This window comes from Hymenobacter tibetensis (assembly GCF_022827545.1).
Taxonomy (GTDB): domain Bacteria; phylum Bacteroidota; class Bacteroidia; order Cytophagales; family Hymenobacteraceae; genus Hymenobacter; species Hymenobacter tibetensis.
On the sequence record NZ_CP094669.1, the window covers coordinates 1,295,142 to 1,307,835 of the forward strand.

Annotated in this window: 8 protein-coding genes; 5 read left to right on the forward strand and 3 right to left on the reverse strand. The window is 50.4% G+C overall.

All coding sequences use genetic code 11. The features are described 5' to 3' along the window. Positions 1 to 38: 38 nt before the first annotated feature. Both MTX78_RS05210 and MTX78_RS05215 read right to left on the reverse strand, forming a co-directional pair. Positions 39 to 1,193: a glycoside hydrolase family protein gene (locus tag MTX78_RS05210; protein ID WP_243800532.1), complete on the reverse strand. Its 1,155-nt coding sequence runs from the start codon at positions 1,191 to 1,193 to the stop codon at positions 39 to 41. A gap of 23 nt (positions 1,194 to 1,216) precedes the next feature. Beyond that, positions 1,217 to 3,895, reverse strand: a complete 2,679-nt coding sequence (locus MTX78_RS05215; RefSeq protein WP_243800533.1) for a family 78 glycoside hydrolase catalytic domain — start codon at positions 3,893 to 3,895, stop codon at positions 1,217 to 1,219. 785 nt (positions 3,896 to 4,680) lie between these two features. Between MTX78_RS05215 and MTX78_RS05220 the strand changes: the two genes are divergently transcribed. The 5 genes from MTX78_RS05220 to MTX78_RS05240 all read left to right on the forward strand — a co-directional run bounded on the left by MTX78_RS05220 (position 4,681) and on the right by MTX78_RS05240 (position 11,469). After that, on the forward strand, positions 4,681 to 5,688 hold the full coding sequence (locus tag MTX78_RS05220; RefSeq protein WP_243800535.1) for a LacI family DNA-binding transcriptional regulator: 1,008 nt from the start codon (positions 4,681 to 4,683) through the stop codon (positions 5,686 to 5,688). 604 nt (positions 5,689 to 6,292) lie between these two features. Then, positions 6,293 to 7,414: a glycosyltransferase family 10 domain-containing protein gene (locus tag MTX78_RS05225; RefSeq protein WP_243800537.1), complete on the forward strand. Its 1,122-nt coding sequence runs from the start codon at positions 6,293 to 6,295 to the stop codon at positions 7,412 to 7,414. A 350-nt stretch (positions 7,415 to 7,764) separates the two neighbouring features. Next, complete coding sequence (locus tag MTX78_RS05230; RefSeq protein WP_243800539.1) at positions 7,765 to 8,493, forward strand: glycosyltransferase family 2 protein; 729 nt, start codon at positions 7,765 to 7,767, stop codon at positions 8,491 to 8,493. 359 nt (positions 8,494 to 8,852) lie between these two features. Next, positions 8,853 to 9,965: a GDP-mannose 4,6-dehydratase gene (gene gmd, locus MTX78_RS05235; protein WP_243800541.1), complete on the forward strand. Its 1,113-nt coding sequence runs from the start codon at positions 8,853 to 8,855 to the stop codon at positions 9,963 to 9,965. 217 nt (positions 9,966 to 10,182) lie between these two features. Further along, on the forward strand, positions 10,183 to 11,469 hold the full coding sequence (locus tag MTX78_RS05240) for a lipopolysaccharide biosynthesis protein (protein WP_243802812.1): 1,287 nt from the start codon (positions 10,183 to 10,185) through the stop codon (positions 11,467 to 11,469). A 53-nt stretch (positions 11,470 to 11,522) separates the two neighbouring features. On the opposite strand, the gene MTX78_RS05245 is transcribed toward MTX78_RS05240, so the two are convergent. Next, entirely contained in the window at positions 11,523 to 12,488 is a 966-nt protein-coding gene (locus MTX78_RS05245; protein WP_243800542.1) for an O-fucosyltransferase family protein, read from the reverse strand. Between the last annotated feature and the right edge of the window lie 206 nt (positions 12,489 to 12,694).

Here is a 12,694-nt window from a genome sequence, read left to right on the forward strand (position 1 = left end):
TCAAGCGAGATGCTTCGGCTCCGCCTCTGCATGACGACCTATTTAGCATCGGCTTTGTCGCCCTTTGGCTTCTTCACGGGTGGGGCGATGAACGTGAGCTTGCTTTTGCCCAGGTCCTTGGAGGTGGCCACGGCAATGCCGCGCTGGTCGGGCTTGTTTACGGCGCAGTAGTAGTGGTATACCACGCCTTTGTGCTTCACCACGAACGACTTGTGCGCGAATAGCTCGTCGTAAGGCTCGGAAGGTTCTATCAGGTTGGCACCGGTCCAGTCGGTCCAGGTTTTCAGGTCGTAGGAGCAGGCGAAGCGGTTCACGGCGCCCGATACGCCGGGGTAGAAGGCGCCGAAATAGAACATCACATACAGGCCCTTATCCACTTGGTCCATTTGCTGGATGTAGGCGTCGCCGGTGATGCCTTTGTGGTGGTTGAGCACGGGGTTGCGCATGTAGCGGCTCCAGTTTTTCATATCATCCGACACAGCCATGCCGATGCGCTCCGCCCCGCGCTTGGTGTCCAGCGAGTCGCCGTTGGCGTTGTAGTACATCACGAAGGGGTGGCCGGTGCGCTTGCTCTTGTCCCAGATAACCGAGCTTTTGTAGATGGTGTGGTTTTCCCACCAGCGCACGTCCTTGTCGTCGGGGCGCAGCACGGGCTGGGCCAGGCGCTGCCACTGGTGCACGGTGGTCGGGTCCTTATTGGTGTAAGCCATGCCGATGGACAGCAGCCCCTTCTCGTAGCCCCGCGACTTACCCCCGAAATACGACATCCAGTACTTGCCCTGGTACGGCTGCCACTCGTAGCTGCCGCCCCATTTATAGTCCTGCAAGGCCACGTAGCCGGCTTTCTGGTTGGTGTCCCAATCGGTGGTATCGGTGAAGGCCATGATTTTGCCTTTGGTTTCCCACTTCAGCAAGTCCTTGCTTTGCGCCAGCCAGGTTTCGTAGCCGCGCCCATCGTAGATGATATAGGTCATCCACCACTGCCCGTTTTTGCGGAACACGCTCGGGCAGTCCATCTTCTTCTTGTTGTCGTCGGTCACCAGTACCAACCCGTACTTGTGGGGCGTTTTCACTTCCTCGTACACCTTTTGCATCACGGCGGCCGGCACCTCTTTGGGCTTGCCGGATTGCGCGTGGGCGTACGTCTGGCTGAGGCAGGCAAGCAGCAAGTAGCAGGCGGATTTCAGTTTCATGCGGAAGGAAAGGCGGATAGGAATTAGTTGGTACTGGCCGGGGTGCTGACCGTGAAATGGTAAGTGCCCGAACCTGTTTGGATGCGGGCTTTGCCGTTTTCAATGCCCAGCAGCTTAAGCTCCGGGTAGCGCGCCAGCGGCTGCGTGCCTTCCAGAATGGTAGAAGCAGCCGTGGCCGGCAGGTAAATAGTAGCGGTGGTATTGGCCGGGATAGTCGTCGTCAGCTCGAAGACTGTGGCGGCTTTCTTCCACTCACTGGCAATCAAACCGTAGGGCGAGGTATGGCTGGCTTTGGCGCTGGTTACGTCACCTACTGACTCAGGCCGGATGTCGATTTTATCGAAGGCCACCGAACCCTCGGCGGGCCGAATACCGGCCAGTCCGCCGTAAAACCATTCCTGCAAGTGTCCCAGCATCAAGTGGTTGTTGGATACAGTCGGCAAAGCGGCCCACGATTCCGTCAGGGCCGTGGCACCCTGGGCCAGCTGGTAGCCGTAGCCGGGCACGTCGGTGCGGTTGTTCATGGCGAAGATGACGTCGGAGCGGCCGGCATCCTCCAGTACGCGCAGCACATAGCGGTACCCGATGTCGCCGGCCGTGAGGGCGTTGTTGCGGTTGCGGATGTCCTGCACAATGTTTTCTACCACGGCCGCTTTGTGTTGGGGCTCCACGAGGCCCATGTACACGGCCATGGCATTGGCGGCCTGGCTGCCGGTGGCGTACTGCTTGGTGCTGGGGTTGAAGAACTTCTGATTGAACGCCGTCCGTACTTCATCGGCCAGCTTCTCATACGTGGCGGCCTCTTGCGGCTTGCCCAGCAGGCGCGCTACTTGGCTGAGAATCGTGAGGTCGTAGTAGTAGGTGGCAGTGCCGGTTACGCCCATGGGGGTTTGCTGCGAGGTGCCCGGCGGCTTGGGGCCGAGGTCGTACCAGTCGCCGAGGCCCTGGCTGAGGATGTGGCTCTGGGCCTTGGTGCCGAGGTAGGCGACGTAGCGCTGCATCATGGGGTAGCTGCTTTCCAGCACCTGCTGGTCGCCGTACCATTGGTACACGTACCAGGGCAAGATGATGCTGGCGCTGCCCCACTCCGGCGAGTCGCGGAACATGTCGCCGCCCCACTCGAACTTCACGTACTCGGGCGCAATTTCCGGCACCAGTCCGTTGTCCAGCTGCGAGGCCTGCATGTCGGCAATGGTTTTGCGGCAGAGCGTGGCAATGTCGTAGCGGTAGCGGATGGAGGCGCCCATCAGATGGGTTTCCTCCAGCCAGCCCAGCTTCTCGCGGTGCGGACAATCGGTAAACACGCTGGCCAGGTTGCTCTTGATAGACCAGTCAATCAGCGTGTTGGTGCGGTTGAACAGGTCGTTGGAACACGAAAATTCACCCACAAACGGCGCGGCGTTGCGGGTGTGCAGGCTGGTGAGCTTGAGCACCACCGGCCGATTGGTGGGGTTGGCTTGGCCCTTCGGCACGCCGCCTTCCAGCTGCGCATACCGGAAACCATAGTAGCTGAAGCGCGGCCGCCAGGTTTCTACGCCGCTGCCACGCAGTACGTACGTGAAGTAATAGGGCCGGCCGCTGTTTTTCTGGTTCACGGTACCATCGGCGGCCAGCAGCTCGGCCGGCGTGATGCGCACCGTGTCGCCGGCTCTGCCCTGCACTTGTAGTTCCACAATACCCGAGGCATTCTGCCCGAAGTCGTACACCCATTTGCCGGGCTGGGCCGGCGTGATTTTCTGGCTGGCGAAGGTTTCGTGCACCTTCAGCGGCTCGGCCATCTGGGCGTTCAGCTCGGTGGGGCCGCTCGTCAGCACCACCGGTTTCCAAGTAGCATCGTTGAAGCGCGGGGCGTCCCAGCCGGGCTGTTCCAGGCCGGCATTGTAATCCTCGCCGCCGTAAATACTGCTGAAAGTGACGGGCCCGGCAGTGGTTTTCCAGCTAGTGTCGCTCACCACGCTTTCCGAGGTGCCGTCCCGGTAATCAAGCACCACGCGGCACAGCAATTTGGGGTAGCCAAACGACGATTTGAGCTTGCGGAAGCGGTTTTTAACCGGCGGCACGTAGTAGAAGCCGTTGCCGAGCAACACGCCTACCGTGTTGGCGCCCTTGCGCAGCTGCTCAGTCACGTCGAAGGTCACGTACTGCGCCTGCTTGTCGAACTTAGTCCAAGCGGGGTCGAGGAAATGGTTGCCGACTTTCTGCCCGTTCAGGTGCAGTTCAAACTGACCCAGCCCGCACACGTAGGCCGTAGCGCGTTGCAGCTTCTTGGGCACCGTAAAATCCTTGCGCAGCAGGGGCAGCACGTTGTTGCCGAGGTAGTCGTCCTTTTTACCGTCTACGGGCAGCACGTTTACCCGCTCGGCAGGTAGCTCCTCGTAGGCTATCCACTTAGCCCCCTGCCAGTCGGCAGCCGAGAGCAAGCCCATCTGCCAGCGCGCCGGCTGGCTCCATGTGGAGGCGTTGCCGTGGTTGTCCCACGTTATCACCTTCCAGTAGTACGTTTTGGTGGCCTGCAAAGCCGGGCCCGCGTAGGGTACCTGGATGGAAGCGCCGGACATCACTTTCTGCGAATCCCAAACGGTGCCGGCGTTTTTGTCGAGGCTTTTCTCGTTGTCGGCTATTAGAATGCGGTAGGCCGTTTGGGTGGTGTTGCGCAGGCTAGAGGTCAGTTCCCAGCTTAAAACTGGTACAGCGCGCTGCACTCCTACAGAGTTGTTTTTGTACTGACATTTTAAAGTGCTGACTGCTAGTTGCTGGGCTGAAACGCAAGAGCAGAAGCATGTGAAAAACAGGAATACGGATGTTGTGCGAAGGAGCAAAGCCCAGCATGTTGAAAAAGGATGACACATTACTTTTTCGTTTGCTGAACAGAAAGTCAGTGGTTCGAGCGAAAACTTGTATTTCAGCGCTTATAATGTCCTTTTGAAAAGAGGCTATGGAATGGCCTTTTCGCAGGTATCGGTGGTATGTACAAATTTAAATTCCTCGCTGCTACGCCTATACTGGCCTTTAGCATCTTGTTGTAGGATGTTAGCAGAGATATTTCAAGTGGGCTGCTATTCCATCTTAACATGGTACAGTGTTGCGTGCAGTTTGCAATCAGTGATACTAGGTGACTGAACCACCGACAACATCAGGTTATGGAGTTGTTTGTCATACTCGTTGCAAGGACTGTGAAAACGATTACGTAAATTTTACCCTACGCTTAAGAAGTAAAAGGCTATCCACGGCACGGTGGAGGCTTATCTTTAACTAGTCAAAAGACCTTTCCAAGCATCCTTCTCAACAAAACGAGGGTAATCGGTTTTATATACTTATGGTAAAATGTATCAAGTGTAATTCGGCTGACGGCGTGATGCGAGCAGGGTTTATTCGTGGGCGTCAACGGTTTTATTGCAAGAGCTGCGCCTACCATTTTACCGATACTAAGGCAGTACCTGTTCCGAAGAAAAAGCCACACCAGAGCACAATTAGCGACGTAGCCCAAGTGCTAGGCGTTGCGGTTTCCACCGTGTCGCGGGCGCTAAACGGGCATGCCGATATCAACCCTAACACTCGGCAAGCCATCATCGAAGTGGCTCGTCAGCTAGACTACCATCCGAGCTTGTTGGCGCAAAGCTTGAAGAGCAGTGAAACCCACACTATTGGTGTAGTCATCCCCGACATTGAACGGCCGTTTTTTGCTACAGCAGTCAGCGGTATTCAGCAAGTTGCGGCCGGGATGGGGTACCGCGTAATCATCACGCACTCCAAAGAGTCGTATGCCACGGAGGTAAGCAATGTGCAAGCGCTGGTGGCGAGCCGCGTTGATGGGTTGCTGATTTGCCATGCGCACGAAACCGACAACTTCGACCACGTACAGCCACAGGCCTGCCGGGGTATTCCCGTAATTCAATTCGACCGGGTAAGCGACGAAGTGGCCAACTCCAAAGTGATTCTGGACGACTGGACCGGCGCCTTTGCCGTTACGGAGCACCTAATTCAGGAGGGTTGCCAGCGCATTGCTGTGTTGGCCGGCTTCGACACCTTACTTATCAGTAAGCAGCGCGTAGCTGGCTATGTGAGCGCACTGCAGCACTACGGTCAGCCGGTGCGTAAGGAGTATCAGCGTCACATCAACTTTGATCAGGAGGAAGCCGCCGCGGCGCTAGAGCAATGGCTGGCTCTACCAGAGCCACCAGACGCCATATTTGCCATCAACTATGTAAATGCGTTCGACCTGATTATTGCAATCAAAAAGCGTGGGCTGCGCATACCCGAAGACATAGCAGTGGTAGGCTTCGGCGACGAATTCATGGCTTCTATGATAGAGCCAGGCCTAACCACAGTCGACTTACACCCTTACCGAATCGGACAACAGGCAGCTCGTTTGTTTCTGGAGCAAGTGCAACAAAAAGAGCAGTTCCGGCCGCGGACTTATATGATTTCAGGCAACTTAGTGGTCCGACAATCATCGCTGAAGGGAAAAGGCTCCCGCTTCCAATTGAGCATTTAGCGCCAAGTTGTAGAGCTGATATACCTTACGAAGAATCCTCTATTGGATTCACTATAAAGCAAGAGCTACACAGATTCTATAGACAAGCACGTAGTAGTGAATCAACAAAAAAGCCTCACTTAGGGGCTTTCTTATTGAATGGATTTCTCAGGTTAGTGCTTGGGTATATAGCGCTCTTTATAACTCCTGCCTGACAAGCATCGAATCCTTAAACTAGGACAGTACAATGCATGATAGATGATACTACACGGTAGTCTTCATTACATGAGCAATCATTATTCATACACTACTTGTCGGTGGTAGTAGGGCAGTATAGCAAGCTTGACAGACGAAAATATTCTTGCGACGGGGCCAGCATATCCCGCTAACTACATGTATAATTTGTAGTTAGTAGTAAGCTAAACTATAACTTGGAATCCACTTAGCTTAAGGCCTGTCTCTACTAATATTCCTGTTCATATCATCCTAATCCGTAATTTTACATTCCCGTTCAGTTGGGCAACCTGCAAAACAGCAATACTTCACTTGTATCGAAACAAGTCATATCATTAGATTAAGTTGGAATCTGGAAGGGTGTGAGCTTGGAGCATAGTTATAGTACTAAATGAAAGCAACTTTTTACGTTCTAGAAGATCCTGCGCTACTCCAAAACGGCATCTTTTTAAACGAGGCTTTTTATGGCATGAAGAATTGCGCGTTCATGTTTATTGCCTTGCGTAACCAACTAGCGCGATACGGCATCGACTTAGCTACGCAAGACATCCACCCACCCGAAGAGTCGGAGTTTGTTATCTCCCTCGACAACAGCCTGCCTTTTCAGGATGCTCCCTGGCAAAAGAGCCGGAAATCGTATCTCATTCTATACGAACCTGCCACCTACTATCCACACAATTGGTACCGTAAGAACCATAAGGTGTTCGACAAGGTATTCACGTATGATTATAGTCTGGTAGATAACAAACGCTACTTCCACTACTACTTTGCTATCGACTTAGAAGAAAACACCAAGTACCGGCCTGTAACGGAAGAGGAATTCAATCAGCGCAAATTGTGCGTGCTAATGGCCGCATCGTTCGGAGTGGTGAGGCCTCCTAAAAATTCCGACTCGCTGCTACACGAAAGGTACCTGACGCTCAAATGGTTTGCAGAGAACCATCCTGAGAAGTTCAGCTTGTATAGCCGTCTGATTCATCCTAAAACCTACGAGAGCTTCCGCGGACTGGGCCTACTACGAAAAGTAGCCCCGTCCACAGTACTTAAGTACGTCACCCAAAAGGTAGCAGCTAAGCGCAAGGCACTTTTTGATATCGTCAACAAAGGTCCGGTCCCGCACGATCAGAAAATAGACGTTTTGCGCCAGTATCGTTTCAATATAGCTTACGAAAACACCAACGGATTACCCGGTTACCTAACCGAGAAGATATTTGACAGCTTTGCAGCATGTACTGTTCCTATCTACTGGGGGGATCCTGACGTAGCTAAATCAATACCTAAAGACTGTTTTATAGATCGTAGGGACTTCAAGTCTAATGAAGAACTCTACCAATTCATAGCAGATATGAATTATTCAGAATATCGGAAATATACCGAGGCAATAGGGCGGTTTGTTGAAGGGGTAGAGCAAGAGAAATTTGGTTCTGAACCTAATGCAACGCGCATTGCGGAAGTAATATTAGCAGACATGTTGCAGCAGGAAGTAGGAGAGACTCCTAAAAAGATTGCATGACAGATCCGAAAACGGATTTCTAATGGATGATATATGCTAATAAACAATACTTGTGTAAACTGGGTCTTGCTTTTTAAATGATTATAATAATAGATAAACTGGTTGCCGCATTGAAAAATAAATCATGTGAATGATTTGAACACTACCAGAAACTGAAGTAATAAATTATTGGGTGCTAGAATTCATTAGGATTTCACTTAACACAGGGTTCAACTAAAATAGTTTTGAGTAGTCAAACACTTATTAGCGTAATCGTCAACTATTTCAATCCTAGTGGACGGGCACATCTTGAAGCGATGACTTTGTTTACGCTCGAATGCGTCAACACATGCACTAGCTCACAGTTTGAATTGATAGTAGCAGACGGATCTGGTAAAGTATCTGAAGTAATGGCTGCTAAATGCCGTGAAAATCAGTGGATTTATTTGCCTTCTGATGTGCAAGAGTCTTTTGCTCAGACCTATAATAAGGGTATGGTGGTTGCAACCGGCGACTACCGGGTGTGGTTGGCGAATGATATATTCGTAACGCGTGGTTGGGACACCGCATTAATTAAAGAAATACAAAGGACTGGGGCTTGGATGGCAGCTCCCTATTTGACATTCTCAGATTACAGCCCGCAGACACGCAATATCACACTGAAAATGCCAACGTTTTCGCCTAGTGCTATAACACTTAATCTGAATATGATTACTCGTGAGTGTTATGAAAAAGTCGGCCTTTTAGATGATCAGTTCAGCGGTTGCTTCAATGATATTGATTATATGATTCGTATTCGCAAGGCAGGAGGAGAAGTTATAATTACTGATGCCGGACAAATTCTTCACTTCGGACAAGCTACCCTTCATATCAGCACGAGCGTGAATTATGCTCAAGATGCTAGCCGATTCGATGCGAAATATCCGTTTATTCCAAGGCAGCGGGATTGGTATAATGGATGCGAATATTTAGCTACCTCATGGTTGTACAAAAAACTTATAAAGCTCAGGTTTTTTATTTTGGACAGAAATAATGCAAATCATGTAGTGCATTTATCACGGCTGCTAGCCAAAATAGAACCCTTCATACATAAAGTATAGTAGGGTATAGTCTATTAAGGACTGGTTACTACTTCAAGTAAAAAGTGATGCCGAATGGAATCCTTATAGAAATAATTCTGCTAGGTTATTATAACAATATAAAATTTTATAGTTAATGTATTGTATTGATAAACAGATGGTTGAAGAGTATTTTCTGTCTTGTATTGCGTTTTGTGTTGTTGCTCAGATATGTGAATAGCTTCATGCTGCGCTGCCTTATGGGTAGGTAATACACGCTTAGTAGATTCGGTAGGTCAATCTTTTTGCCTTACTTTTGTTGCCTCAACTTGCTTAAACGAATACAGTCTGGTACCCTAGGACACAGTCCGTTCGGATATGACTCACATTAACCTTCTGATATGAAAGTAGCCCTGATTACGGGTATCACGGGCCAGGACGGCGCGTACCTAGCTGAACTTCTACTAGAAAAAGGGTACGAGGTACATGGATTGAAGCGTCGTTCTTCGCTCTTCAACACGGACCGCATCGACCATTTGTACCAAGATCCGCACGAAACCAATGTGCGATTCAAGCTGCACTATGGTGATTTGTCGGATTCAACCAATCTGATTCGTATCATTCAGGAAGTGCAGCCCGACGAGATTTACAACTTGGGTGCCATGTCACACGTGAAGGTATCGTTTGACACTCCTGAATACACCGCTAATGCTGATGGTATTGGCACGTTGCGTTTGCTTGAGGCCATTCGTATTCTCGGTCTCGGTCAGAAAACGCGCATCTACCAAGCTAGCACGTCGGAATTGTATGGCTTGGTGCAGCAGGTTCCCCAGAGCGAAACCACTCCTTTCTATCCCCGCTCTCCCTACGCGGTAGCTAAAATGTACGCCTATTGGATTACGGTGAACTACCGTGAGGCCTACGGCATGTATGCCTGCAATGGCATACTCTTCAACCACGAGTCGCCATTGCGTGGTGAGACCTTTGTTACGCGTAAAATCACCCGTGGAGTAGCGCGTATCTCGTTGGGATTGCAGCAAAAGATTTTCTTAGGAAATATTGACGCGAAGCGCGACTGGGGCCATGCTCAGGACTACGTAGAAGCCATGTGGCGGATTCTGCAGCAGGACACGCCCGAAGACTTTGTTATTGCGACCGGCGTGACCACTACGGTGCGTGAGTTTGTGCAGCGGGCTTTTGCTGAAGTAGGAATTGAGGTAGCTTTCTCCGGCGAAGGTGTGGAAGAAAAAGGCCACGTCGTAAGCTGCGACAATCCAGCCGCTGGCTTAGAAGTAGGACAAGTAGTGTTGGAAATTGATCCGCGCTATTTCCGTCCAACGGAAGTGGAATTGTTAATCGGTGATCCAACCAAAGCAAAAACGAAGTTGGGTTGGGTGCCTAAGCACGACCTCACCTCCTTGGTAAAGGATATGATGGCTGCTGACGTAGCGTTGTTCCAGCGTGATGAGTATTTGCTCAAAGGTGGCCACAAGGTTTATAACTACCACGAGTAGGCTGATCGAAGCGAAAGCCAGCTCTCTTTCTTGTAGCAAGTATTAAGATAGTGGCAGGAACCGTCCGGGTGGCGGCTTCTGCCACTATTCTATTATACCCTTTCTAGTGTACAAGCGCCTTCATCAAACAATAACGGGCAACATTCAGCGGTTGCGGCAGAAGGGCTCCTTCGCGCAAAACTTCGCTATTACATTTTCCGGGACAGCAGCAGTGGCTGTGCTTGGCTTTGCTGTTTCGCCAATCATGACGCGACTATACGGTCCGCAGAGCTACGGACTGTTTGCTGTGTTCAACGCTATAGTAAACAACGCTAACTTATTATCGACGCTCGGGTATGCTCCTGCATTTCTACTGCCTCGTCAGCGGAAGCGTTTTCTGGCACTAGTGCAACTGACCTTGTTGCTGAGCTTTTCTGCATTGGTGCTCATGACCCTAGCATTTCCGCTGTTGCACGATGTGCTACTTCGCTGGTTGCATGCAGAAGAGCTAGGTCTGTGGTTTTATGTAATTCCTTTTGCGGTATTCATTTTCAACCTTAATATGCTAATGAGTGCTTGGTACCTGCGCACCAAGGATTTCAAAAAGCGAGCAGGAATTGATGTGGCTACAGCAGTAGCAGGGCGAGGGTTGACGCTTGGAGCAGGATGGTTGGGAAACGGCCCTATCGGAGGGCTTCTACTTGGCGACCTATTTTCCAAGCTAACCATGTTTTTTAGCTTGCTCTTTAGTGGCATTCATCGGCAGCTAAAGGACCTGCGCCGGCCTTTTTCATGGGCGCGCATACGAGCAGTGGCATGGGAATATCGTGAGTATCCATTCTACGTGATGCCTACCGCTTATCTGAATATACTAGCGGGGCAACTGCCCATATTCTTCCTAACCACTGGGTTTGGTACGGCGGCCGTAGGCTTATACGCTTTTTCCACTAGCCTACTCGAGCTTCCGATAAACTTGATTGGAAGCGCTGTATCACCTGTGTTTCTTCAAAAAGCCACTGAAACGCATCAGCAGGATCCTGAACGCCTGAAGCAAATTTGCCTGGACCTTTATAACAAGCTATTTTACTTAGGCTTGGTCCCTTTTGGAATCATTACCGTTTTTGGCGACTGGCTTTTTGGATTTGTGTTTGGAGCACGCTGGGAGCAAGCTGGTGTATTCACAGGCTACTTAGGATACTACTACGTTTTCAAGCTAGCCTCTTACGCTACCAGTCCAGTCTATGCGGTGTTTCGTCGGCAGCGGCTAGCGTTGCTGGGAACGGTGTTACTGGTTTTTGTCAGAGCAGCTAGCCTGTTAATTGGTGTTAGGATGCACGACTTGAACTTGGGTATGCTACTCTTTGGGGTTAGTAGTTTTGTTGTTACGTTTCTAGTGGATATGAACATCCTGCACCTACTGAAACTGCCTGTGCTTCGGGTGGCAATCCGTAGTTTAGGATTGGTAGCAATTACACTGGCTGTGCTCTGGGGCTTACGCTTACTGTTAGAGCGCACTTTCGGGTGAAAATGGCGTTGCTGCGGCATTATGTGAGAAAAGACAGCAACTAAGCGTTGCTCTTACCAGATGACCCAGTCCTTGAAATCCAAGCAGTGGCAGCGGTCTGGGCCGATACGCATGCCCATGAACATGCCAATATTAGAGCTATACGTGCCAATGAACTTGGTGCATCCAGCAGCAATATCGAGCTCGGCAAAGAGACGGAGGTGATGCTCGAACTTTGCTTGTTTGTCTTGTTTGACGAATTCCGTATGAAAATACCCACGCTCTGATGGAGTGCATAATGTGTGGAATTGCCAGCCGGTGTATTGCGACCGTAATTGCTCTACTACCGTGTAATCGTCTGTCATCACGAACGCCGTCTGGTTCGATGAGAACTGCATAGCCGGTACCATGTACTCTCCGAAGTCATAGGTTTTGGTTTCCGTGAACTTGTCTCCGGCCCGTACATGCAGGCAGATATACTCACTCGGCAACTGAATTGACTTAGTGAAAGAAGCTACAATAGGAGCACTTTGAGCGTTGTAACGCCAGAATGCTTTGATAACCTGCTGAGTGGCTACTAGAAGAGGTGTTTGCTGAAAACCTAGCTTAGGAACAGTAAAGGTTTCCTGGGCGAAAGCGGGGTCACGATGAAAATCCCACAAATCCTGGGTCATATAATCCACACCAAAGAACCGTTTGTAGGCTGCAGTAATGTAGCGGTACTTAACAATCTTCTGCAACGGAGCCTCTGTGCTCTGCTCTATTATATAAGGGCGCAGGCTGTAGTCCTTGTTGATTCGCTGCGTGTTGACAGCCTCGAAGGGTAAGAAAAAGTCATTCCAACCGTCGCGCAGTGCGAAACGTGCGTGGTCAGAATAAAGCTCGAATCTGATGTTGTGTTTCAGGCAATAGAGCATTGCCAGAATCATGTTATTGTATTCCGAGAAGAACCCGGAATCCACTCCCAATCGGAATACCAGTCTTTTCTTGAACGAGTTATTGAGGGTATTGTATTGTTGAATCCACTCTTCAGTAGTCATTGGCAAAGCAAAAATCAGGTCTCTATACCGTATAAAATGAGCGCAAAGGTACTTAAATACCGAGCGCTGTGGTGCCTACAGGGAAGTAGGATCTCATAGCGAAAGGTGAGCTACCTTTGCAAACTAGCCTGCTAAGCCCGATGTAGTAGGAGTCCTTTAAAACATCGAGAAGATTTCAGGTAGCTTTTGCTTTTATCCACGTTACG